The following is a 24663-nucleotide window of genomic DNA, read 5'->3' as shown; positions in this document are numbered from 1 at the left end:
TTAATCTACTTGTTGTTGGAATTGACGAATGAGATCGATTATGAACTCGCTTGACTTGCTTCCTGTACTGCTGAAACAATGCCGGGATAAGCACCACACCGACAGAGATTCCCACTCATCCGTTCTCGAATTTCTACATCGGTCAATTTAACCTGTTCCTGCTTTCTAACATCCGCTGTCACTGCACTAGCTGTCCCCGCTTTTGCTTCAGCGATCGCCGCCACTGCCGAGCAAAGTTGGCCGGGTGTACAATATCCGCATTGAAAACCATCATGCTTGATGAATGCTGCCTGGATCGGGTGTAGGTCATTTCCTCGCGCCAATCCTTCAACGGTGGTGATTTCTACATCGTCGTACATGACTGCCAACGACAGACAGGAATTGATCCGCTGTCCGTTGACTAATACAGTGCAGGCACCACACTGACCGCGATCGCATCCTTTTTTGGTTCCAGTTAGACCAATGCGATCTCGCAGTGCATCCAGCAAGGTCACACGCGATTCAATTTGCAATGGATACTCTTTGCCATTGACTCGGAGCTTGATGCTATTCGCTGCCAAACCTTGCGCGGTCGAAGGAGGAGCAGGTCTAGTTTGGGCGATCGTTCTTTTCGTAATCCCGCCAAATGCACCTGTTACTGCACTAATGACGACCCATTGACCAAAGCGCCGCCGTCTAAATCTAAGATTCACTCGCTAAGCTCCTATACGAACATCGATCAAATATTGATAAAAAACGCTTTCTTGCTGTCTGTGTAACGAGGATCTTTACCAAAGCAGATGAGATCAATTGAAGGCACTCGCTGAGCAGTATTTACTGAAGAAACTTGCTCAGCAATACTTACTGTCAGCGTGAAAACGGCAGCAAATGCAAGTACTTAAAAAAAACGACGCTTAAACATGAGCAGCCCTCAAAAGATGAAGGAAAGCAGATGAGTGATTAGGCAGCGATTGTAGAACAGATGCGATCAACGCGAAGTTCTTGAGCAAGGCGATGCCATTGATTGAGTTAATCTTAAACGCAGAAAGAGGATGAGGAATCTAATTGACATTACCTTAGTGGTTGAGCATTTAGATTTTGTCTCTCCATTGAGATAGATTTGTCTCACTATTGAGATAGATTTGTTTCTCTAGGTAACAGACTGGGCATGGTCAATCAGGGGAAGGCAAGCAACGCTGCAAATGTCGCCACTCCCAATGTTCTCGCTCTACTTTTATTCGCGACTATCGGTATCGTTATTGTGGATACCTCCCAGAAGTGAAACGGCAAATTGCAGAGATGGCAGTCAACGGGAGTAGGATAGCCTTCGGCACGTCTACGCCTACGAGATACCGCCCGTGTGCTCAAGATTAGCCGCACAACGGTGATTGAAACGTTAAAAAAAGACCGTCATCTCAAAGCAATCAATGAAGCTCGTTCGGCAGAACTTGAACTGACTCAAACGATAGTGAAACTGTGCCACTGGGAAGACTTGGAAGCTGAAGCTGACGAAATGTGGAGTGACGTCGGTTCAAAGAAACAGCAACGGTGGTTGTGGCACGCCATTGACCATCAGACGGGTGAAGTGTTGGCGTATGTGTTGTCTCATCATCAAGACAGCGCTTTCTTGGCACTCAAAGCGTTGCTAGAACCCTTTGGGATTATGCAGTTTTACACCGATGCTTGGGGTGCTTATGTTGGCGTAGCCTGCCGGAGGTATCACGTCATCTTGATCCAGCGTTTCACATCGTTGGCAAGGCAAATACTCAAAGGATTGAGCGCAAGCATCTGACCTTACGCACCCGAATTAAACGGTTGGCTCGCAAAACCATTTGCTTTTCCAAATCCATCTGGTTGCATGATGTCGTCATTGGACTGTTCATCAACCGCTATGAGTTTGGCTTGAATGTTTAGATTTAATCCACAGGTCTAGTCCATTAGTGCGCCGAGCGAAGCTCGGCTCTGCCAACCAGGGGAAGAACCTGGTCAGGGAAGCCTTGGCAAGGCACCAAGTACCGAGTGTTGCGCTGTCATCGGCAACGAGGACAGTGAAGCGTACACAGGGAGATGATGGGCTGCAATGCGAAAGCGTGAAGGGATTGAGCCCCGAAATTAGACACACAGGTGGATGCTGACACAGTTAGTGGTGTGGAAGGCAAAACCGACAGAGCCGAAGCCAAGGTTCTAGAGGGTCCACCGGGGTCGGAGACCGTAGCACGTCATCAAGGTAGAGTCGGGAACTCGGGAGATCCCAAGAACTCCTCCGAATTGGGGGTAGAGCAGCACAACCGGCAAACCGGAAGGACGCTTAACGGTTCATGGGAAGTCGGATGTCCCCATAGTAGTGAAGAAGTGGGGTAACGCCCACGGAGCGAAGGGGGACACATTGGGTCGAACACTCGAAGGCAACATCAACCACACTCAGAGGTGGAAGTATGGTGGCAACAGGAATCGAGCGGATAGCCGAACGGGCTCACAGAGAATCAGGGGCTGTCTTCAGTGCCCTGATGCACCACTATAGTGTGGAGAATCTGCGAGCCTGCTTTCAGTCGCTAGACAACAAAGCGCCTGGAATCGATGGAGTGACGAAAACGGAGTACGGACAGAACCTGGAGGAAAACCTCCAAGCTTTGTCCCAGAAACTGAGCCAGATGTCGTATCGACCACAAGCGGTACGACGCGTCGAGATTCCCAAAGAAGATGGCAGCTTGCGCCCCCTGGGAATCAGTTGCGTTGAAGACAAAATCGTTCAGGAGATGACTCGTCGGGTCTTAGAATCAATTTACGAACCGGTATTCCTCAGTATCTCCTATGGGTTTCGACCCAATAAAGGATGTCATGATGCCCTGCGGCAACTGCATCAGGAGGTCATGGGGCAACCCGTTGGGTGGATTGCAGACCTAGACCTGGCTCAATTCTTCGACACCATGCCGCACCAGGAAATCCTCAAGGTATTAGCCCTGCGGATTCGGGATAGAAGATTCCTACAGGTGATTGCGCGAATGCTCAAAGCCGGAGTCCAAACCCCAGGCGGCGTAGTACAGGATGAATTGGGTAGCCCGCAAGGCTCGATAGTCTCCCCCGTCATTGCAAATGTGTTCTTGGATTTTGTGCTAGATCAGTGGTTTACCACCATTGTGCGCCAGCATTGCCGAGGCTACTGCGCTCTGATTCGGTATGCGGACGATAGCATTGCCTTGTTTGAGTTCGAGGATGATGCTCGACGATTCATGCGGGTTCTGCCCAAGCGATTGGAGAAGTTCGGCTTGCGCCTCAATGAGGAGAAAACCCAACTTCTTCCCTGCGGCAAGCGGCAAGCGGGTCTAGCCCTCAAGTACGGGAGAAAATTCCCCAGCTTTGATTTTCTGGGATTTACCCACTACTGGGGCAAGAGTCGCAACGGAAAATCCCGATTAAAGCGCAAGACTTCAAAGAAACGATTTCGCCGTGCGTTAGTCACCCTCAATCAATGGTTGCAGCAAAAACGCAATGCTCATAAGCTGCCTCAGCTATGGCAAGCAATCGGGCAAAAGCTGCGCGGACACTTCAACTACTTTGGGGTCACCGACAACGGTCATGCGCTCTACCACTTTGAAGACGCAGTTCACAAGCTGGTCTTCAAATGGCTGAATCGACGGAGTCAACGACGTAGCTTTCGCTGGGAGAGCTTTCTACGCTATCTGGCGTGGCATCCTCTCCCCAGACCTGGTCGCTTAGTGTCGCTTTATTAGAGCAGGTGAATGGCTCAATGAAGAGGCTTGTGCGGGAAAACCGCAGGCAGGCTTCTGTGAGGGGGAGGTTTCCAACGATATAAGGCTAAATCGTGTGACACTCTCGTATTCCGAAAGGTGAGAGCAACGGGGAATACAAAGCAAGCCTAAACATTGGAGGAACCCTCTCTACTCGACCCCTGCAACTGCATCACAACTGTCTTATCTGTTCGGTTTTGATACATAGATTGACTGACAAGTTGTTTTACAGGGTTTGAGGGCTGAAATGCTAAGTTGCGATCGCCCATCTGACTATCTCTTTTGGGGTCCTTTGATTGACAGAAAATGACCAAGATAAGCGGCAGCTGACAACTTTCGCACCGTCACTATAGATCTCTCAACGGTCCGTTTCATTGACTTGTTAGCTGGTTTTTGCCACCAACAGCTTCCATAAACGATGGCCTCGCTTTCACAAGCACTGCTCATACAATCTTATCGATCTTACTAGTAGTCTCCAAACTGCTGTCAGTACAGGGTTTATAAACACTAATGGCGCGGTAATCAAGTTGCCATGACAGTTCTTCAGTCATGAGTTTCGCTCCAGTCTTTGCTCTTGAATTGTCCGCCCGATCACACACAGATCGTCGAGTTTCAACGATCCAACCAGAAATGTTAGTTGTTGAGTTAGTTGTTGAAGGAGATAACAACTCTTGCAAAACCACAGAGTCAACTTTAACCTTCCACGGGCAAGGAGACTGCCCCCATAAGCTAGAGACCACTTGACCTGTCTCCGGCAGTACTTGTAAACGCAATTGTAGTGCCACAGCACTGTGATTCCGGACGATCAAATCTTTATAGCCATAGGAGATCGAAGCATCTTGACCCAGCTGGTAAAAGCGATCGCCCCCGTAAGCATCGATGCTATGGCAATGTCGCTCCAGAATCTGGCAGCCTGAAAACAAAAACATATGAAACAGGTTGGTAGCAATTAAGCATAGTCCGCCACCCACTCCCGTCTGTACTTGACCGCGCACAAACACGGGTCCTGCCTTAAACCCATTACTTAAGGTTGGGTCGCCTACGCAATTACAGAAGCTGAAGATTTGCCCAGGGTTAAGTTGAAGTTGGTGAATTTTGCTCGCAGCCAGTTGCAAGTTTAAGACACGATTTTCCCGAATTTCTGGACTGCCACGAGTTGGAATGGCTGTGACGGAATCACACCATAAATGAGAGTAAAGATATGACCGATGGGGAGTTTGTTGACGAGCATAAAAAAAAGGGTAGCCACAAAGCAAGCTCCTAGCATACTTGAGGCTAATACGCAGAGATCGTTTCCATTCTTTCAAAACGGCGACTCCTTTATTGATGTACCCGACAGATTTGACGGAGATCAAGCAATTCCGCTTCTATAATAAAAGCTAACGCCCCGGTTCACCCGTGGAAGATTATCTCACCATACTCGCTGAGCCACTACGTTCCATCGGGTGCAACCGGATAGTTAGGCAGTAATTGCAAAATGTAAAATGTAAAAAAGGGTGCTTTTAAGTGCCCAGAAACATATCCATATGAAAAACCAACAGCACTCGTTGTTACTCACCCTGTTTGAAAATTACAGGGGGTAGCTGTAGAAAAGTGCGAATGACTTCAGCAGCTTCACGTTTACTGCTTAGGTTAGCGCTGTAGGTTTTAGCCAAAGGTTCTATATGGCCGGAGTCTAAAACCAGGCTAACTCGATATCCCAGGCGACTTCGTTGATGCTCACCGACTTCTTTAATTGATGTAAATCGATTTTCTTCAATTGCAATTGCTTGAATAGCTTGAATAGGATACCTGAGGGTGGGGGATAGGCTATGCCGTTTGAGGGTAAGCATTCCATTTGCTTTGTCAAATTCAAACCACGACCCTGGTTTACGGGCATACAACAAGCTTGCTACTACCACTAGCAAACCAGGCAGATAAGGTTGCCAGGGGATTGGATAACTGATAATGATGGGGGTAAGTTTCGTCTTCTTGATAGTGTGGGTCAGTTGTATGGCAATGGCTCCTACCGGAGAAGTGACGAGAACGGCAGGTGATTCAGGATTAGCGATCGCGGTTCGTAAATGAGCGGTTAACGTATCTGCATCATGCCAGGTCGCTGTGAGTGGAATATCAATGGTTGCAAGCTGATTTGAACCGCTAATACGCAGATGGTTGATTGAGTCAGCATGGAACTGGCCAAAAGGTGAGGGGCTAGCTGGAGTTGCAGGTACAAGGGCCACGCTTTCGACAGGATTGACTTCTACTTCCGTATCACTCGGTTCAGTCCCAAAAAACATGACTGTTTTGGCGCGACAACGTAACCCCCGGGGTGGATACTGCCACCAAGTGCGATCGCATTCTAAAACTGGCGTTTTGGTCAAAGACCAAAGATAAAGGCCTGTCACAAGGAGTAAAACGCTGATAATACTAAGTTCGTTCCGCGTATACAGACGTAGCTTATTGGTAACATTAGCCGTAACGCGCAACTTTAGATTCGTGCTGGTATAGCTTGCCATGTTAATTCATCACAGATCTGCTGGTTCGCTTCCCTATGTATTCCCTCTAGAATAGCTCTTCAGAAATTGAGGATGTTACGGAGGTAACTGTCTTCCCAACTTCAGTAATCAGTCTCTTAACAGCAAGAGTCAAGTACGGGTCAATCCAGTCCTCCAGCACCGCTTCGTCTAGCCAAAAGGTTAAATCTTTCTCTACCCTTCAGGCCAACGTTATACTCAGACCAGTTGCGGACACGGTATGTAGCTCTCATAGTGTGTTTTGGTTGTGGTGATTAAAACCTACCATTTCTCTCCCGCCCCCCAGTTCCTCTTTCGTGCAACAACGCCGTGTGTTTGTTTAATTGACAGGAGACGATGAGATGTGGCAGTGGCTGAACTCCTGGCAAAGCGTGATCGACAAACTTCAACTTGGAGTCAAACAACCTGTGGTTAAAGAGCTAACCCCACCACCAATTACCTTGCTTTCCCCTGCCCCCAGAGTCGCAGTTACCCAGGCTCTACCGCATCCGCTTGCCGTTGACTTGCTTGAATCCAGCTTGTTTTACTGCTCTATTGAGGGCAAGATCGTGTGCAGATCGATCGCGTCGGGTGCGATTGAGTGGGAATCGAAAGACAATGCCTATCCCTTGCGCGTCAGTGATCACATTCTGTGGGCGGTGCAAGGTGATGCCATTGCCGCCTATTCGACGACAGACGGTCAACTGCTGATGCGATCGCAACCGCTGTGGCTACCAGGTGGAGCGACTCATACTCTGTGTGACTTGTCTCAGCAAACCTTGCGAATCTATTCAAAATATTTTCCACCACCACCAAATACCGGAGTGTGGGTTCCTCATTACCCCAATGAGGATGCGGCAGCGTATGAGGTCAGTCTTATCAGTGGAGAAGTGACTACCCTATACCAGTGCACTCTGCGTTGTTCACATCAAGCCATGGGAGATGCGATCATTCCCAGGCTCCCTGACGCGTTATGCAATGCCCTGGAAAGTCATTCTATTGATGAGCATGATAAGCCACGCCAACTTATGGAGGACTATCGCGGCGGCAAGGTTTCTCGTGACGACTTATCCCAACGTCTTAAGGACGATCTCAGCGAAAGCAGCAAGGCTTATGACGAGCTACTCCAACGCATTGAGGACTATCGTAGTGAGAATAAGAAGGCTTATCATTGGCCGGATTGGCAAGAAGTTGAGTCGCAATTTTATGGGGGGAGAAACTCTGGAACGGCTGAGTTGCAGAAGGCTTCTGTTGTCGTTTTCGATTGCTCTGTTGACCAATCCGTCAAGCGTAGGACTGCATTGAGGGTTTCCAGTAACCAACCTCCTTATACAGAATACTGGCAAGATCCAAACTACTGGCAAGTCACCTTAAAAGAATTTTGTATAGAAATACCGCGCTGCTAACGCTCATCATGCATTCCTGTTCCATAGCGACCGGCAAAGAAATTGAAGTTTCAGCGCTTTGTAGTAGTTTTGAACTTAATAAAGGAGATCGCTGCGGTACTGATTAACAAGAGCAAGATTCTTCAGACTCAATAAGACTGCCTCTAACTGTTCTGTCTCTAGTTTGCCCCACTCCACAGCAATCGGATACGACGAGTGAAACCGCTGCACTCGATTTGTCTCCGTTTTTGTTCTGCCAACACTGCTTCACGATCAATGCTGTAGGCTGCCATCAGGTATTGTTAGACTGGGCTAACTTCACAAAGTAAAGTTAGCCCAGTCCGCGCTCGAAGACCTGCATCGTTAACCGATAGAGGGGATCAAAACTTCTAGCTTCATCCTCAACGAGGACGATCCCTGGGCTGTCGTTGCTTCCAAAATGCGATTACTAAAGCTAATCCTATCCCAATTCCAGCGATTGCCCACCAAGGCAACCCTACTGCCTCATTCGCCTTAGCGACAGGATTAATTGAAACCGACCAGTTATCAATCCCACTAATAATCGAATATTGAGCGTTTGTTGTGGTGTTGGCGCGAAAGAAGCCAAACTGAATTGGTGCTCCTGTCGCTGAGAAATCGGGATGTTGGTTGGTCGTACCCATTGCTACAAAGTCTTGTGCCTGCAGAGCGTTAAGCTCCTTATGTGTCCAGCTAGTTTCTGGCGTAATCAATCTGGAGGTAGGGAGGTAGATCTGTTGATTTTGACGTAGAGCCAGTCCGGCAGCTTGCCCCTCACCAAATCCATTGATTAAGATGGCTTCCTCCGAATAGTTAATGGCTGCTATTGCACCCTGAGCTTGGGGGTCATAGGTTGCCCCAACTCGCCAGTGCAGCCCAAGCACGTTAGAATTGACGCCTTTCGAGGCTTGGTTAACGGTATTAGTGATTTCTCGAAAAGAGCCAACCTCCCCCATAGCATCTCTTTGCTGGACTGCTACTGTTCCCCCTTTGCCGCTTGTTATTACCTCTAACTGCCAGCCTGTATCGTTAAAGGTCGAGTCTAAGAACTGCACATTTGTCATAAAGCTTAAGAATTTTAGAATGACTCTACTTGCGAGTTACGGAAGTTTAACGAGGCAGAGTAATTTAATAATTCCCCATTATATTGATAAGTCCAACGGTGAGCGTCAGCGGCGGCAGATAGGATTGAGACAAAGCTGGGGATTGTCATTCCGTCCGGTGCACGCAAGGGTTAGCTGGCGATCGCTAAAGTAGCAGAATTAGCCAGTAGGGGAACCGCTGGTTTCTTTTGATCAACCCAACCTACACTGTTAATGATCGCACTAGAATTAAGCAATCATCGTGATTACTCCGGTATTAAAGCGCTGCTGTGTGCATCTTTCAGGTGTCCGCTATACCTGCGTTGATTTGGAGCAGGCTCACAATGGCACTCACCAAGCGTTCTGACTCCAAAGGTTTCGTCAAGTGCTGCTGAAAGCCAGCTTGCAGGGCGCGTTTTTGGTCGATTTCGGCAGCATAGGCCGTGAGGGCGATCGCGGGCACCGTACCGCCCTGAGCCGGTGGGCGGGAGCGAATCTGCTCCATCAGCAGATAGCCATCGATTTCTGCCATCCCGACATCACTGACAATCACATCTGGAATCGCTCGATCAAGTGCCTGTAACGCTTCTGAGCCAGAGGCAGTGGCGACCACCGTTGCCCCCTGTTGTTCCAACAGGAAAGCCTCAAACTCGCGGGTATCCGTATCGTCATCCACAAGCAAAACTTGCACATTTTGCAGGCGCATTTCTGAGTTGGCTTGAACCTGGGTCGGTTCAAAATCGATCCGCCTGATCTGGAGTGCCGGCAACTGCACAATGAACGTTGCCCCTTGCTGCTCACCCTTACTTTCTGCCCTAACCGAACCACCGTGCAATTCTACAATTTGCCGCACGATCGCTAGCCCCAATCCCAGACCGCCAAATTTGCGGGTCGTGGAGCCGTCTTCTTGCCGAAAATACTCAAACACATGGGGCAGAAATTGTGGATTGATTCCTTTCCCTGTATCGATGACTTCGATTTGTGCCATCGCATTGCCCAAGCTGCCCTCGGCAGCCACTCGCCTCAGTTGAACCATCACCTGTCCGCCAGGGTCTGTGAACTTGACCGCATTGGTCAACAGGTTCCAGACCACTTGTTGCAGCCGGACCGTATCACCGGGGACGGGGGCGACTTCCGAATCAAGGTTAAGCGTGATTTGAATATTTTTCGCGGCAGCCGCTAAAATCACGGTTTCAACGGCAGCAGAAATGATAGATGCCAAACTGACCGAAGTCGCCGTTAGGGTCAGCTTGCCCTGCATAATGCGGGAAATGTCGAGCAAGTCCTCAATTAGTTGCGATTGGAGTTTGGCGTTACGCTCGATCGTGGCTAAAGCATCCCTTTGACGGGCGGGATCGAGTTTGCCGTTTCGCAACAGACGTGTCCAGCCCAAAATCGGATTGAGGGGCGATCTCAACTCATGGGACAGCACCGCGAGAAACTCATCTTTGATTCGATTGGCGTTCTCGGCGGCTTCGCGTGCACTTTGTTCTTGCTGTAAGAGCTGTTCTCGTGCAGCTTGGGCGCGTCTCAGCTCTTCGATGTCTGTGCTCGTGCCAAACCACTGCACAATTTGTCCCTGTTCGTCTCGAATGGCGATCGCCCGTGAGAGAAACCAACGATAGGTCTGAGCCGCCCAGTGTTTCAAGCGAAATTCCGCTTGATAGGGTGTCCCGGTCGCCAGCGCCGTCTGCCACAGTTCACTCGTGATCTCAAAATCATCAGGATGAATGACTTGAGTGGCATAGTGGATGTCTTGAGTCTGCTCTAGAGTCAGCCCGGTGTAAGCTCTCCATTGCTGGTTCACATATTGCGTATTGCCTTGAGCGTCGGTGATCCAAACCTGTTGCGGCATGGCATCTGCGAGTTGGCGAAACTGCGCCGCCCGTTGCAAAATAGTGGCTTCTGCCTGTTTGCGATCATGGATATCGACCGATGCGCCGAACCAACGGCTGATCGCGCCCGTTTGCGAGTCTCGGTAAGGCTCTGCACGTACCAAGAACCAGCGATAGCTGCCCGTGGCCGAGCGAATCCGGTTTTCAACCGCGAAAACGCCGCCGCTGCGTAGCGCTGCGTTGAACACCTCTATTGAGCGCTCGCCATCGTCTGGGTGCACAAAGCTAGCCACAGCCTCAGCTGCTGTCATCGGTTTATAAGGCACGCCTGTGTAGTCGCACCATTGCTTGTTGAAGAACTCCACCCGCCCTTGGGCATCCATAATCCAAACGATTTGCGGGACGGCATCTGCCATCAGTCGGAACCGTTGCTCACTCTCACGCAGCGTTGCTTCTGCCTGTTTGCGTTCGCTGATATCGGTAAATACGACCGCCACCTGGCGCATTGCGGCATCGCCAATCCGCGACACCAAGACGTCGAACCAGCGATCAAGCGAGTTCGCTCGCTCTTCAGTGCGGATAGACTCACCGGTGTGAATGACTTGGGCGTAAAGATCATTCCAATACTGTTCCAGCCCCGGTGCGAGTTCGCTTGCCCTTTTGCCTTCTGAGTTGACAATACCAGACTGCCGCTCGAAGGCTGGATTCGCTTGCAAAATGCAGTGATCAACCGGCTTGCCCTCGACATCGAAGAGCACTTCAACCGTGCAAAAGCCTTCGTCGATCGACTCGAACAACTGGCGATAGTGTGCTTCCGATTGACGCAGGGCAACTTCTGCCTGTTTGCGATCAGTGATATCCACCGCCGCTCCGTAAAGCACTTGTGCTTCTAGGTGCGGCTGCGCTCTCCAGAGCAACCAGCGGTAGGAGCCGTCTTTGTGCCGATAGCGATTTTCAAAGGCAAACGTTGCGCTGCCAGACAACACGCGGACGCTTTCCGCAACAGATGCAGGGATATCGTCTGGATGAACAAAATACGTCCAGGGGCGAGATGTCATTTCGGCGGGTGTCCAGCCGAGAATGCGCTCAAAGGCAGGGCTGACCCATCGGAAATAGCCGTTGCTGCCCGTGATGACTTGCAGATCTGACCCGATGGCAAGAAAGCGAGCGCGTTCCTGCTCAACTCTTTGGCGCTCGGCTTCGATGCGCTTTGTCTCGCTAATGTTGGTAAACAAGACGGCAAACTGATGGCTTTGTGGCTCACCGACGCAAAAGGCGTAGACATCAAACCAACAGTTCATGGCGATCGCTTGCTGCTCAAAGCGAACAGGTTCCCTGGTTTGCACAACTCTGCCATAGATCTCAGACCAGTAGGCTTCATGCTCGGGCACCAATTCCCGCATCGTTTTACCAGTCGCTTGCTCCACTCCGGTGAGCCGCTCAAATGCCGCATTCACTTCAAGAAAGCGATAATCAGTGGGTGCACCGTGCTCATCAAACAGCAGTTCGCAGCGGCAGAAGCCTTCATCAAGCGACTCCAACAATGTGCGGTATTTTGCTTCCAATTCGCGCCACTCGGCTGACGCACGGGTAGGTTGAACGGGTGCTGTGGGGTTGCTGTTGTAGGGTTGCTGTGGCTCGGTTTCTATAGGCGTTTTCTCTGACTGCTGGTTTTGGTCGAGTTTTGCCAACCGAAGCTGCACCGCCATTTTCAGGTCGTCTGTCCACGTTTCGATGTCGCCCAGGGGCGTTTGTGACCAGTCGTGCGATCTCAGGAAGGTACTCATCTCACCACCGCCCACAAAGAGGGCTTCCGGCCGTTCCAAGGGTTCCTCTCCTCTCATGCTTTGAGCGTCTTGAAAGGAACGTCTTTGCCTTGGCTCGCCTGGCTGCGTGTTCGCAACGTCATCGCGGGTGACTCCGCTAACTGGTGCAGCAAAAGTTCAATTTGTTTTAGGGCTAAGGGTGAAGGAGTGGCATGTCCGTTTTCCCAGCGATTGATTGTGGGGAAGCTGACGCCCAGTTGTGCGGCAAACTTCTCTTGAGTGAGCTGCAAGGTTTGCCGCAGCTCTCGAATCAGTTGGCCAATGGCTGGTTGTTCGACCCCTAGATAGTCCTGATGAAACGCCATGGCACTCACAATTTATAAAGTTCAATATGATTACGAGTTTCGGTGAGGTTTCAGGCGCTGTCAATCCGCCACCCGAGAGACGCGCCTGCCTGGAGTGGAGGAAGAACTGCTCTCCGATGGTCGGCTTTACTACCCCATGAATCCAAAAAGCCTTAAACTGCCTTTACCAATTGCCTAGCGGTTTCACGCCTAAACTTGTGATCCAGCATCCGACAGTGGTTTTCAAACCAAAGCGTAATGCGCAATCGGTGTCGTCTGCGCTGATCTTCTGGTTCAGTCAGAATTCTTAGTTTATAGCTCGATTCTCCGATAGAAGACTTTAACAAGAATATGATTCATTGTTGAATAACTTGCTCTATTTATTAGAAGCAGTCATTCGTCGTAATTTCTAACATATATTTAGCCCCAAGTATTACTTAGAAACTGTATGGGAATTCTTGTTGGAAAACAGTTGCAGAACGGCAAGTATACACTCGCTCACGAACTTGGGCATGGCGGGTTCGGCATTACCTATCGTGCTAGATTGCACTCGTTGGAACAAACGGTCGTGGTTAAGACGCTGAATGACTCATTTCGCAAAGACCCACAATTTGCTCAGTCACAACAACAGTTTCAGGCAGAAGCGAAGCGACTGGCCCTTTGTGTACACCCGAATATTGTTAGAGTGCTCGACTTCTTTGTTGAGGATGATCTTCCCTTCATCGTCATGGAGTATGTCCCAGGACAAACCCTCGATACCCTAGTCCTTCCTGACACTCCCTTACCCGAAGTAACCGCAATCCATTACACCCGTCAGATCGGCTCTGCCTTAAAAGTCGTTCATCAAAATGGACTGCTGCACCGCGATGTCAAGCCGCAAAACTTGATTCTGCGGCAGGGGACTGATCAAGTCGTCCTGATTGATTTTGGGATTGCTCGTGAATTTTCTCCAGGGGAAACTCAAACGCATACAGGTTTGGTCTCCCCTGGTTATGCTCCCATTGAGCAATATCTCCAACAGGAGAAGAGATCGCCCACAAGCGATGTGTATGGGTTAGCGGCTACCCTCTACACTTTACTCACGGCTCAAGTTCCGGTTGCCTCGATTTTGCGAGAGCGCCAACCCTTATCCGTACCACGTGATTTGCGTCCAGAGTTGAGCGCCGCAACGAATCAAGCAGTGATTCGGGGCATGGCCGTAGACTCTCACAATCGACCTGCCAGTATTGATGATTGGCTCAAGCTGTTACCCATTCTCCCCTCTGGAACAACCGCCCTAACCGGAGCAACAAGCCAAATGGCAACGTTGCGTGTGTCTCCTGGTCGCGCGAGTTTGTCTGAGGGAAAGCCTGCAATCACCCCTAAGGTAAGTAGACCCATCTGGCAAACCTGGTTGCCTATGGGAGTAGCCGCATTAGCGACAGCCGCAATCATTGGAGCAATTTTGGCAAGACCGCAACAACCTGTTCCAGATCCCAATGCGACTGCTTCTCCAACCACAGCTACAACCACATCTCCCTCTTCTCCAACGCCGGTGCCCCCCAGTCAGCCCACTCGCCCTGAAGCGATTCCTCCAAGGGATTCTGAGTTACCCAGTCCCGTACCATCCCCATCCCCTAGCACGGTAGAACCATCCCCTCCAACCGATGATGCCATCCCACTTCCAGAGGTGGAGCCAACCGATAATGCCATCCCACTTCCAGAGGTGGGGCAACCGGAACCAGTCAATCCTCAGGAAGCTGAACAAGCGCAAGAAGCTCAGAAGAAAACTGAGGAGCAGATAAGAGAAGCCCAGAAGAAACAGGAGGAACAACAACGAGAGGATGAGAAAGCGGCCAAGGAGCAGGAGAAAGACAACGCTAAAGGAAAGGGAAAAGATTAACCCCTTCCTTCGCAATTCTCTAATTGCTTGCTAGTCCCCAACTTGGTCCCGCAAGTTCTCCCCGTGCCACATCTGGTCTTTTCACCACCGTCGTTGTGCCGACAGCCCAACGTCCATCGAGCGTAACAAAAATTCACCTTGTTCAAAACCACCGCCGGGTTGCCACTTGATGGGGCAAAGGTAGCATAGCTGCAACGAAGTGCCACGTAGCGTCTGAAAGCTTTACTATGCAAGGATTACAGAAAAAATTCCACGATTTAGCCAAAACATCCCAAGAAATACCTATTTACGGGCAAGTTTTTACGCGAAAAGGGTGTGAAAGGCTGATTCTACCGTTAAATTCCTGAGCAACCCAGCCATCATTTATGGGCAAGTTTCAAATTTCGAGGTTTTTTTGCTGGATTCGTTGATACTGAAGCATTACAGCGGTTGCGTGGCACTTGGATGCAGCTTCGATACCTTTACGCCTACTTGCCGCGCGATTGGTTGAATATCTTCTCAAGTTTTTGTGCTCAAAGGATGGGGGGCGCTAGAGGGTGCAACCTTGACTGAGACAAAAATCAAGACAATCTAAACGCGGGGCAAATTGCAGCTCAGCCAGTCGGCGTTTTCGCGCAGGACATGCAGAATACTGGCACGAACGACCAATTCCATTTGTAATCGCTCTTGTATAGGGAGAGAGGGGTATTTAGATTGGTCAAATGGTTCTTGTACCCCTTGGACAATGTAGTAGTTGGGGACATTACTGAGAATGTGGGCAACCAGCCTTTGGTGCAGTTCAGGCAATAAAAAAGCGGCTTGATAAGGATGTTCAGGGTATTCCTCTAAGACATACTCAATCTCTTGAAGAACTGCTGGCAATGTTAGATTGACTAAGCCCTGGGACATGTTCACCTCTAAATATAAAAACTGTGGATGTAAGACTGTGGATAACCCAAAGACGACTTTTAGAGCGATCGCCGTTAACTTAATAAAATAGGCATGTCCTGATGACAATGGGCACAACGCCAGTAAAGCCCATCCAAACGCATGTGGCGTAGCAAAACCCTAGAACAACAGGGGCAAGTATGCCGGATATTCATGGAAGGATCGATAGCCGTTGTAGCGCTTAATTGTTGGCTGCGATCGAGTTTGAGGTGCCTTGATATGGGTAGTAGATAATCCAATAAAGTAACCATTTTGAAACCTGAACTAATCTCTGGCGATGTAAACACTTTTCAAGAAACTAGGACTTACGCAAGAGATTCCTAAACCCCTTTTTAATGAGCTTTTAAGGTTCCCCCTCTTAAGAAGGGTTAGGGAGGATCTCAATTTGAAGGCGCAAGTGCTTAAGTCCTGAAAACTGTTACGGCTAGCTCTAATGTGTTTCTGGTTAGACTTCTTTGACGAGGTGGCTCACCAAGCGGCTGCACTCAAGCATACTCACCTCCGTTCATTACGCATCTTCGTCCAAAACGGTTCCGGCTAAATTTGCCCCGTCCAGATTAGCACCACTGAGGTTCGTCTGGTCTAAATCTGCTTGATGTAGATTCGCGTGGGAGAGATCGGCGATCGCCAAGTCCGCCTGTCTCAAATCTGCGCGGTCTAAATTTGCCGCGTTCAAATTAGCCTCTGCTAAATTTGCCTGACTTAAACTTGCGTCAATCAACTTCGATAGTGCCATCTCAGAGTGGCTCAGGTCAGCATTGTCCAATGTTGCTCCCTCCAAAATTGCGCCCTCTAAAACGGCACCATTCAGATTTGCGCCACTCAAATTCGCATCCTTTAGGTTGGCTCCATTCAAATCTGCCTGACTTAAACTGGCATGGCTGAGATTGGCTTGAGTCAAATTTGCACCGTTCAAGTCGGCATGGTTCAAGATGATATGACTCAGATCGGTTGCTGCTAAATTGGCTTCACTTAGCTTCACTGCGGTGAAATCTCGCCGTCCTTCAGCATATTGGATTAAGATTTCTTCAACGTCCATATGTCCTCCTGGTTACAGCTCTATCCAAGTGAGTTTTGTTCTTCACACAATCTCATTGAGCAGAATCAGATTGCGATACCAGCCCCCTAAGATCAATCCCTGACGGAATCGCTGTGCCAGTGGTGGCATAGCTGTAACCAGCATAGCTAACGCCAGCAATCAACGCGATGGCCAGTAGCGCACCCAAAAGCCCGTCTCCTGAACGAGAGCGGGTGGCCATCCTGCCTTGTCGGATGCCATCCCGATAGCCCTTCAGATAATCTAAATTCTCAACCGTTTTAGGTTTTGTCGTTTGTCTCATGATGGTTTAACTGAAATTAATAGAAGAGTCCTTTGCGATCGCTCAGCCGCAAATTTTTCAAAGTATTTCAAATCTGCAATCGCTCAAGAGGACTACTGCTCCAGCAATCGCGACTATTATGAAAGTTGACTCTGGAGTAAAAGCACGATTCTACAGAGGAGCTGCGAGCATCGATGCCCCTCGTGCGGTATCAGATTGTTGACACATCGAGAGAATGCGTTGATCGTTGGCGCTGAAAGTCGAGATCGAATGCAACCCAACGAGGGAGGTATCTGCTTCGACTGGACGAGAATCTCCATTCATCGTCGCTTCCACATCTAAGCGACTTCCCTGAATTTCACCGACAAAACAGGAGAACTCTGATCGAGGTGAGTAAAAAGCACCGACAACCTTACCATTCTGGTGCTGAAACAGGACGTAGTTGTTCAAAAGCTGGTCGGGCTGAGGCGTATTGCTGTAGAGATAAACGCCGTTTGGTAGAGCAGAATTGTTAAATGACCTAGTCTGACTGGCTTGAACCTTGTGTTCTAAATCCATTCCCACTAGCCCGAGTGGCAACAGAGCAGCCGTTGTTAGCATTACCCATTTTTGAGCAGATGCAGGTGGAATCATAATCGTTTCTCCTTGCTTGCTTTGAACAACACGATAGACCAACATCTTTGCTGAACCCTCCCTCGCAGGTTGTGGTTTTGAACCATAAATATCTACCTATTGGCAGAGACAACAAAAGTACTACAGGTGAAAGACCTCAAGGGTTTGTTCGGTCAGCGGGTGATGCGGCTTTGAGAGAGCAGGGATTGATTGATGATGGCGATATGGCAGCATAAAACTATCCCTCTGTGCAATTAAGCTCCTGATAATGAATCTTTTCGGGAGCTTATTCGGTTAGGGCGATCATTATCTTCTGGGACGAAACCGAAGGGGGTACACCCTATGTTGAACCCAACCTGATCACCAGTTCTTCTGACTCTATCCTCATACCAATTTAAACAGTATTCAAGGCAGATAGGGCATCCAGGATAAAGGAATAACCTGTGAGAGAAGCAATTACTTGTGGTGTTAACTCAGCCAGGAGTTGATCGATTTTGACTTGTAGTTGGTCGAGCGTTTTGAACGCAGCCCACTTCAAACTTGCCTTGAGATGTTCCCACAACCTCTCAATAGGATTTAGCTCAGGGCAGTAAGGCGGTTGGAATAACAAGATGATGTTCTCTGGCACCACCAACGCTTTACCCTTGTGAAACCGCCCGTTATCCACTTGCAAGACGTTCAGACTATCCGGATAAGCGTTGGAAAATTCATTCAAGAATCGTTGATAACACTCGGTATCAACATGAGAAAATTGCAGAAAAAAGGACTCTCCCGTGGCAGGTTCAACCGCCCCGTAGAGCCAGAACGCTTTGAACAACCACTGCCACTGCCCAATCGGTTTGATGCCACACGCCGTGATCAATCGTCCCATCAGAGTATGCAGTCCAAAACGACTCTCATCCTGAGCAAAATAGCGAATGGGACGTTCATCCTGCCCCCGGTGGCGAGCATACTGACTCAGCAAGCTGAGGTCGCCCTTGAGGTTTGCTTAAAAGCAGATCGCTGTTCACTATCCTGCTGGCAATTTTGAGGACGAGCAACCTTTAGCTTGGCTTTGAGCCGATAGCGGGTCATTTGGTAGACCGCGTGATACTCCGCTTCTACTCCCAAGGTTTCTGCCAACCACTGTTGTACTGCTCCATAACTTTGAAAGCCGTGTCTCTGTCGTAACCGCTTTGCCAAAGCATCCTCTGCCCATTGGGGTATCACTCGCACTCCCCCCGGCGATTTCTTGATTTCTAGCATCGCCCCCACTCCTCCAGTGCGATACATCAATAGCCAGCTTTGCACCGTGTTTCGATGTTTCCCGACCGCTTTGGCAATCGCACTAATGCTCGGCGCATTCTCTTGTTTCAACCAGTAGAGCACTTGCAATCGTTCTTTAGCGCTTGGCGTTTCGGCTTGCCGCAACTGTTGAGCTAAGTCATCCAAACTTTCTTTCACGTCTATTGACGTTACACCTGCCATGACTAGACTCTCCAAACAACTCCGCTCAGTCTAGTCCATTTGCCGCTTACTCAATTTAAATTGGTATCAGTATTTTCATCGAAGCGCTGCTTCAAGCGATGACTGCACGATTGGTTGAATATCTTCTCAAGTTTATTGCGCTCAAGGTATGGGGGTCGCTGCTCATACTGCTGGTGTTTAATTGCCATCGGGCTATGGATGAAGCGGCGATCGTTTTGATGGGCTGCCAGCACAATTGATCGCAGGTCGGACAAGGGTAAAGGTTATAAGCCCTATGCGAGGACCCAGCATGATTCCCTTTTTCTTTCACCACCTCTTCAGCCTTTTGATCAAGAAGGTGCTCAAACCATTTGTAGAGCGATTAGCTGAATATCTTTGGAAACGTATTGCCTTGACAAGCCCAACCAGAAACTTAATTGATGTTTTCCAGAGAGGCAATTTCTTGGTTCCATTAGCCCACAGGCTTTCTAAATAAGAAGAATGCTGCACTGTCGAGTCTCAACAGTGCAGCATTCATGGCTTTCTCACCTCAGCTTATCTATTAGGACTTACGCAAAATGGCATCTAATAGGGATAAAGACACTAGATATAGTAGTTATTGCCCCTGTGAAAACGCTATTACACTAGTCTGTGCGTAAGTCCTGTCTATATCAGCGACGGATTCATCCTAGAGCACTTAAGCATTCGCTTTACGCTGAAGCTTCTTGCGACCTAGAATAGCGCTCCCTGCTGCGATTGCACCTAAGATGGTCATGGGTTCAGGAGCCGCCGCAGAGTTCTCACCAACAGAAATAGGCGTGACTTCAGGAGCTGAAGAGATTCCACTCACCAGACCACCTAAAACTTTATCGCTGCCACCTCCTGCATTTACTTGCTGGAAGCGACCAACGATATTTAAGGAGTCGTTCTTGATACCGCTCAGGAAGGAATTCTCAACCAAGCTAGCCGTTAGTCCAGTACCGGAGAATATGAAGCTGACCAAAGTAGAGTTCCCAGCGGTTAAGCCTGTTTGAGGATTGCCGCCTGCAAAGGTCCCTGGCCCGGCAGAACGAATGCCGACATCAAAGGTGCCAAAGGGGTTTAGAGCTGCCTCACCTAGGACTGACTGATTCAAGCTGGAGTCGCCATAAAGCTAGTAAACGCACTGCCTGAGGCGTTGTAGCTAAAGCCTTTGATTAAAGCAGGTAGATCAAATCCAACGCCAACCAGAGTTGAGGCTGTAGCACCCAGCCCAGTGGACCCATTGGTTGTGTTTTGGAAGCCCAGGTTGAGCTTGACGTTAGCGCCATCTTGGACAAAGTTGAAGTCAAGCAAAGCCGTAGAGCCAGTGTTCTCGGTACTGCCCTGGGAGGGGTCGAGTGAAATGGTAAAGGCTTCTGCTGGATTGATAGCGGCAACGGATGAAACCAGAGCCACACCTATCGCGAGAGCAGAAAGGGATAGGGAGGAGAGAGTGCGGTTCATAGCTTAATCCTAGATAAGTGGCGAGTTCAGGTGTTTGAGGCTGCAAAAGATGCTTATGTAGCCTAAGCTACCCAAATGAACGGCTCTTGTCCTCGGTTACATAACTGAAAGGGGACTATCTTCAATTAAGCCTGCCCTTGCATGAAGAGCTGGAAAAACACGTAGAGGGCAGCGAACGTGGCATCAGCAACTAAGGGTTTGCACTTGGACAGTGCTCAAATCGAACCAGCGGGGCATTTGAATAGAAACCTACAGTTCTGGTTGGAGATGTTATTCCACAAAGCTTTCACCGCCCGTAAAGGCAACTGCTAGAAAAACAACCGTTTTCTTTGTAACGAACTTTTAGCCGCAATTGGACCTTGATAGGCGCAAAAAAACTCATCAAAAAATCAAAATCAGGTTACATGGTCAGATCTAAGTTTCCTGACACATCGAAACCGTAACTTTCTGCATGGATGCGCCCGCTGGTCCCATTAGCGTAATCATGGTTCATGGGATTTCATCGTCAGAATGTAGTAGTTCTCATAAAACCTTTCTCTACTCTCCTTTTGCAAGCTTTTGTTTTGTACTAAGCTTTGGAACTACCGAATTTGGTTTAGGCAGAATACTCTTTCAGTCGAGGAGCTAATCCTAAAAGGGTTAACAGGGCAATCGCAATAACCGCACTGGCAGCAATGATTTCAAATCGGGTGATGGCCCGAGTTTCAACGTTGTTCGTCGTCCCTAAGATTTGGATCGCTTCGTTTGCCGCCTTAGTCTGAGCGTCCTGAGGATTGGGATTGACTTTAACTTTAAATGCGATGTCAACACCCACTTCCCGAAGTGCCTGTACGATCGACTCCTGAAACGCCATCATGTTTATATCTAGCACCTTCTGATGGGCTTCCTTATACTGTTCAAATGCCCCATTAGATTGACCGACATCGGTTCCTATACACAGCACGATCGCCTCTTGATGCTTGCCACTCTGCTCAAGTTGGCGAATTTGATTATCAATGTTGAAATAGACTCCAAATGACCGGAGTGTTTCAACCGCTGCCTCCCGTTCACCGGGGAAGGTAATGTTGTGAAGAGCATCGGCAAAAAATCCCTGGAACCCGTCGGCTCTGAACTCTCGATCTTGAGTGGATCGGTAAGCATTGGCAACTGAATCAAAGGTTTGAGGGGTGGAGACTTTGGCAATTTGATCCGTTTTCTGAAAAAATGCCTGCTCATGATTTTTGGCGATTGCTCTGTCGAGTAAATAGCGACTCTCATCTCCATTGGCACTGTAAGCAAGCGATCGCGCCACACGCAAGGCATAGAGGGAGTCAAAGGCATTCTCTTTGGCAACTTTTAAGTGATGGGAAGCCGCATTCAGGCTCTGGTAGGTGTAGTCCAAAAAAAGGATGGAGATCGCAGAAGCAGCCAGCAATCCAGGATTCAACCGCCGACGCATTCTGTGATTCAAGAATAACTGCACTCCAACCAGCACTCCCAAAAGTACCAGTCCGGCGATCATCACGCTAAACAGATAACTGCTGTGGGTTGATCGTTGGTTTCGGTAGCTCACCGTTAGCTGGTTATTATTGACTTCAGCCAGGGTCGTTGCCGCAGGCAACAAGGTTTTGTCCATCAATTCGGCTGCGGCTCGATAGGCTTTGAGCGTGTTTGCCTGATCGCCTTGAGCATGAAAATCTCGCGCTTGCTGAATGAACTGAATATAGTCACCGACCTTCGATTGAATCGTTTGAATTGGAATCCGTTCCTGGTCGTCGTAGGTAATGTTTTCGGCAACGGCAACTAGCAAATTGGACAATTTCTCTCGACGCTGATCATATCCGGCTACTGCATCCCGATTTTGTCCTGGTTTAGCCAGCAACTCATTGGCAGCGTTGGCATCCATATCCGCCAAACTATCTTTGATCCGCTGGGCATTGAGAATGCTGGGGGCTGAATCCAAACCAACAGTCTTGATGGCATCCCGCTGCGATTGAACCGCTGAGATCGCCGTTGTCATCAACACCAAGCTAGCCCCCCAAGTTGCAAATAAACTCCATCTCAGCAGCTTTGGAGTGGGAGATTCCTTTACTTTTGTCAGAAGACCTACAGATGTTGAACTCATTGTTTAAGTTTCTCCTTTTTATGAGCGATCAGTTGTCGTTTGTCAGTTGTAGTGAATGCAATATCAACGATGATCCGTAAAAATTGATGCTTAATAAGCAATGACTAACTATTAGCCACCTTGATTTTTATCCAATGTCCCAGTGTGATTTCATCTTCACTTTTTAACAGCACATCAACCATTGGTTTTAATTCAACATTATTGAGTTTCGTGCCATTTGAAGAGCCAATGTCCCGTAGCACTAAAGTTCCATCGAGATTGAGGCTTAGCAGAGCGTGACGATGGGAAACGGCATCATCGAAGTCGAGAGGAATTTCGGGATGAATTGCGCGTGCTTGACTGGTGCGTCCAATCAAGTTGTTGCCTTGCACTAAACGTAAACTGATGGGAGTAAAGTTATCTGGAGGAGGTGGGCTTGCTGGATCTAGGTCAACGGCAGCGATCTCAATGGTAAGCTCCCAGTTCAAAGGGTCGGGCGAACTAGGCAGGGATGAAATGGGTAAGGAAACAGGATCTATGGTGTCCTGCTTTTGATGTGATTCCCCTTCCTCTAGCTTGATTGGGTCTGAAACGGGAGGATGGCTGATCGCGATCGGCACTTCACCATGTGCCCCACTGACGAAGTTATAACCGCAGATTTCGCAAAAATCACCGCTATTCGGTTCGTGAAGAGTTGCACAATCGGGACAGGTCAACCCGGATTTTGACTGAGATGATGGTGGTTGCGTAGGGCTGAATGATGGGTCAGAACTGCCCTGAATTCGAGCACCACATTCAGAACAATAGTCAGGCTCAGTCGAGTTGTGTCCTTTGGGACAGAGGTAGATGGACATAGTGTATGCAAATAATGCTTAAAGTTGCACTTATTGGTGATGATTTGTTCTGTGACATAATGTCAGTCATTGACTAACGACTATTCACACTATTGAGCAGATTTAGGAATTCTGGTTGTTTTGGTCGATCGCGTTTCCAGCGTCATTGCATCTTCCTTCGCAACTTCTCGTTTCAGGCGCACCGTTCCGGTAACGGCATCTTCCACCTCAACGACTTTGCGAAGGAGTTTAGCGGTTGCCTCGTTACCAGATTGATGAGCAAGCTGCACCGCTTTACCAAGTTTGGCAGTTGCTACTTCAAGGTTGCCCTGCGCTTGGGCTTCCAGTCCTTCTTGAATCGACTGGGCGAGATCTGCCTGTCCAGTGTAGTGAGCAACGCGGCGATCGATTTTGGCGGATTTTGCTTCATCATCAGTCCAGACTGCCAGAATTTTGGCTTCGGTAATCTTGGTTTCCACTCCATTTAGAGTACACATCAAACTTGCACGCCCAGCCAGCATTTCATCCCCCATGTTGCCCGGTTGCACTTCGATACAGAAGTGGTAATCGCGGGATTCGTCCTTACTCCAAGAACCGGTAGGATAATCGACGACCTGCGGCTTAATGGATTTGGCGCGGGCAGTCAGATCAACAATATCGGGGCTGACTTGCTTGCAAAACAACGTGCGGGCACCCTGAGGAGTCCACAACCGAAGATTTACATCGCTGATGTTCTTGCTCAGGGCTTTCCCCAAAATTTCCTGGAAATCTGCCTCAATTCCGGTAGCATCGGAAATAATGTCGGTTGTGCCTAGCAACTTACTGGAGATTTGCTGAAGCTGTCCCACTTTCCAATCAGTACCCACGCCTCGACAGTCACATTGAAATATGCCTTCACACCGCTCTAAAGCAGCTAGCAAGGGGCGATCGTCATTCCTATCATTTTGACCATCTGTTAATAGAAGTGCTTGCCGAATTGCATTAGGCATCTTCTTGAATTGTGCCAATGCTTGAATTAACCAATTTGAAATGACCGTCGTTCCGTTGGCATCAATCGTGCGGATGAGACTGATTGCCCGTTCCTTATTTTGCGGTGTCGCCAGTACAACCGGAACCAGTACTTTGGCAGTGTTGTCTCCAGTGACAACGAAGAAATGGGTATCCTCCGGGATTAACTGGATCAATTTGATTATTGCCTGCTTGGCTGCCCCAATCTTTTCGCCCTGCATTGAACCGGAAATATCGCAAATAATGCCAAATAGGCGATCGCGACCGGAAGCAGCGGAGACTTCAGCAACGCCTTCTGCGGCAATCGTCATAATGGCATGAACTTCACGGGAGCCTTGCGGCAGGAATTGGTTTTGGAAGACTTCAGCTTTAAATTGAGTAGTTGTCATGGTTGATAGGTAGTAGGGAGAAAGGG

22 protein-coding genes and 1 pseudogene are annotated in these 24663 nt (G+C 49.0%); 6 read left to right on the top strand and 17 right to left on the bottom strand.

Features of this window, described 5'->3' with window-relative positions; translation table 11 throughout:
* Window positions 1–38: 38 nt before the first annotated feature.
* Window positions 39–692: a 2Fe-2S iron-sulfur cluster-binding protein gene (locus JOY44_RS26460; protein ID WP_171576537.1), complete on the bottom strand. Its 654-nt coding sequence runs from the start codon at window positions 690–692 to the stop codon at window positions 39–41.
* A 454-nt stretch (window positions 693–1146) separates the two neighbouring features.
* On the opposite strand from JOY44_RS26460, the pseudogene JOY44_RS33105 reads away from it, so the two are divergent.
* Window positions 1147–1893, top strand: a pseudogene (locus tag JOY44_RS33105) (IS1 family transposase); the annotation flags it as partial.
* Window positions 1894–2414: 521 nt separating this feature from the next.
* Window positions 2415–3710, top strand: a complete 1296-nt coding sequence (gene ltrA, locus JOY44_RS26450; protein WP_171576535.1) for a group II intron reverse transcriptase/maturase — start codon at window positions 2415–2417, stop codon at window positions 3708–3710.
* 461 nt (window positions 3711–4171) lie between these two features.
* On the opposite strand, the gene JOY44_RS26445 is transcribed toward ltrA, so the two are convergent.
* Both JOY44_RS26445 and JOY44_RS26440 read right to left on the bottom strand, forming a co-directional pair.
* On the bottom strand, window positions 4172–5035 hold the full coding sequence (locus JOY44_RS26445) for a VanW family protein (RefSeq protein WP_242541886.1): 864 nt from the start codon (window positions 5033–5035) through the stop codon (window positions 4172–4174).
* A 243-nt stretch (window positions 5036–5278) separates the two neighbouring features.
* Window positions 5279–6091: a hypothetical protein gene (locus tag JOY44_RS26440; protein WP_207211231.1), complete on the bottom strand. Its 813-nt coding sequence runs from the start codon at window positions 6089–6091 to the stop codon at window positions 5279–5281.
* Window positions 6092–6585: 494 nt separating this feature from the next.
* Between JOY44_RS26440 and JOY44_RS26435 the strand changes: the two genes are divergently transcribed.
* Window positions 6586–7629, top strand: coding sequence for a hypothetical protein (locus JOY44_RS26435; protein ID WP_203032188.1), 1044 nt, complete (start codon window positions 6586–6588; stop codon window positions 7627–7629).
* Window positions 7630–8009: 380 nt separating this feature from the next.
* Here the strand turns inward: JOY44_RS26435 and JOY44_RS26430 are convergent, their stop codons facing one another.
* The 3 genes from JOY44_RS26430 to JOY44_RS26420 form a co-directional block, all read right to left on the bottom strand.
* A complete protein-coding gene (locus JOY44_RS26430) occupies window positions 8010–8690 on the bottom strand; it encodes a hypothetical protein (protein ID WP_171576532.1) in 681 nt (226 codons plus the stop codon).
* Window positions 8691–9009: 319 nt separating this feature from the next.
* Window positions 9010–12369, bottom strand: a complete 3360-nt coding sequence (locus tag JOY44_RS26425; RefSeq protein WP_171576530.1) for a PAS domain S-box protein — start codon at window positions 12367–12369, stop codon at window positions 9010–9012.
* Between the two features lie 14 nt (window positions 12370–12383).
* On the bottom strand, window positions 12384–12674 hold the full coding sequence (locus tag JOY44_RS26420; protein WP_171576529.1) for a helix-turn-helix domain-containing protein: 291 nt from the start codon (window positions 12672–12674) through the stop codon (window positions 12384–12386).
* A gap of 427 nt (window positions 12675–13101) precedes the next feature.
* On the opposite strand from JOY44_RS26420, the gene JOY44_RS26415 reads away from it, so the two are divergent.
* On the top strand, window positions 13102–14535 hold the full coding sequence (locus tag JOY44_RS26415) for a serine/threonine protein kinase (protein ID WP_242541885.1): 1434 nt from the start codon (window positions 13102–13104) through the stop codon (window positions 14533–14535).
* A 570-nt stretch (window positions 14536–15105) separates the two neighbouring features.
* Here JOY44_RS26415 and JOY44_RS26410 read toward each other — a convergent pair.
* The 4 genes from JOY44_RS26410 to JOY44_RS26395 all read right to left on the bottom strand — a co-directional run bounded on the left by JOY44_RS26410 (window position 15106) and on the right by JOY44_RS26395 (window position 17459).
* Window positions 15106–15531 (bottom strand): hypothetical protein, encoded by a 426-nt coding sequence (locus JOY44_RS26410; protein ID WP_171576528.1) that lies wholly within the window; start codon window positions 15529–15531, stop codon window positions 15106–15108.
* 439 nt (window positions 15532–15970) lie between these two features.
* A complete protein-coding gene (locus tag JOY44_RS26405; RefSeq protein WP_171576527.1) occupies window positions 15971–16501 on the bottom strand; it encodes a pentapeptide repeat-containing protein in 531 nt (176 codons plus the stop codon).
* A gap of 52 nt (window positions 16502–16553) precedes the next feature.
* Entirely contained in the window at window positions 16554–16802 is a 249-nt protein-coding gene (locus JOY44_RS26400; protein WP_171576526.1) for a hypothetical protein, read from the bottom strand.
* 150 nt (window positions 16803–16952) lie between these two features.
* Window positions 16953–17459, bottom strand: a complete 507-nt coding sequence (locus JOY44_RS26395; protein ID WP_207211230.1) for a hypothetical protein — start codon at window positions 17457–17459, stop codon at window positions 16953–16955.
* Between the two features lie 2 nt (window positions 17460–17461).
* Between JOY44_RS26395 and JOY44_RS26390 the strand changes: the two genes are divergently transcribed.
* Window positions 17462–17629, top strand: a complete 168-nt coding sequence (locus JOY44_RS26390) for a hypothetical protein (RefSeq protein WP_171576524.1) — start codon at window positions 17462–17464, stop codon at window positions 17627–17629.
* 158 nt (window positions 17630–17787) lie between these two features.
* Here the strand turns inward: JOY44_RS26390 and JOY44_RS26385 are convergent, their stop codons facing one another.
* Together JOY44_RS26385 and JOY44_RS26380 are read right to left on the bottom strand one after the other, a co-directional pair.
* Window positions 17788–18357: an IS630 family transposase gene (locus JOY44_RS26385; RefSeq protein ID WP_171572047.1), complete on the bottom strand. Its 570-nt coding sequence runs from the start codon at window positions 18355–18357 to the stop codon at window positions 17788–17790.
* Window positions 18351–18860 carry a helix-turn-helix domain-containing protein gene (locus JOY44_RS26380; protein ID WP_171573305.1) on the bottom strand — a complete coding sequence of 170 codons (510 nt, stop codon included), beginning with the start codon at window positions 18858–18860 and terminating at the stop codon, window positions 18351–18353. The genes JOY44_RS26385 and JOY44_RS26380 overlap by 7 nt, the downstream gene beginning before the upstream one ends.
* A gap of 98 nt (window positions 18861–18958) precedes the next feature.
* Between JOY44_RS26380 and JOY44_RS26375 the strand changes: the two genes are divergently transcribed.
* A complete protein-coding gene (locus tag JOY44_RS26375; RefSeq protein ID WP_203032187.1) occupies window positions 18959–19099 on the top strand; it encodes a hypothetical protein in 141 nt (46 codons plus the stop codon).
* Window positions 19100–19536: 437 nt separating this feature from the next.
* Here JOY44_RS26375 and JOY44_RS26370 read toward each other — a convergent pair whose 3' ends face one another.
* The 5 genes from JOY44_RS26370 to JOY44_RS26350 all read right to left on the bottom strand — a co-directional run bounded on the left by JOY44_RS26370 (window position 19537) and on the right by JOY44_RS26350 (window position 24637).
* Window positions 19537–19974, bottom strand: a complete 438-nt coding sequence (locus tag JOY44_RS26370) for a hypothetical protein (RefSeq protein WP_171576522.1) — start codon at window positions 19972–19974, stop codon at window positions 19537–19539.
* The gene (locus JOY44_RS26365; protein ID WP_171576521.1) at window positions 19971–20324 is read right to left on the bottom strand and encodes a hypothetical protein; all 354 of its coding nucleotides are present in this window, start codon (window positions 20322–20324) and stop codon (window positions 19971–19973) included. Before JOY44_RS26365 ends, JOY44_RS26370 begins: the two co-directional genes overlap by 4 nt.
* Before the next feature lie 595 nt (window positions 20325–20919).
* Window positions 20920–22428: a hypothetical protein gene (locus JOY44_RS26360; RefSeq protein WP_171576520.1), complete on the bottom strand. Its 1509-nt coding sequence runs from the start codon at window positions 22426–22428 to the stop codon at window positions 20920–20922.
* Window positions 22429–22532: 104 nt separating this feature from the next.
* On the bottom strand, window positions 22533–23261 hold the full coding sequence (locus tag JOY44_RS26355) for an FHA domain-containing protein (RefSeq protein WP_171576519.1): 729 nt from the start codon (window positions 23259–23261) through the stop codon (window positions 22533–22535).
* Window positions 23262–23350: 89 nt separating this feature from the next.
* Complete coding sequence (locus JOY44_RS26350; protein WP_171576518.1) at window positions 23351–24637, bottom strand: vWA domain-containing protein; 1287 nt, start codon at window positions 24635–24637, stop codon at window positions 23351–23353.
* Window positions 24638–24663: the final 26 nt, after the last annotated feature.

The organism is Leptolyngbya sp. Cla-17, assembly GCF_016807185.1.
GTDB lineage: Bacteria > Cyanobacteriota > Cyanobacteriia > Leptolyngbyales > Leptolyngbyaceae > ULC077BIN1.
Note: the sequence above shows the minus strand (reverse complement) of the source record. Positions and strands in the feature narration are given on the sequence as shown.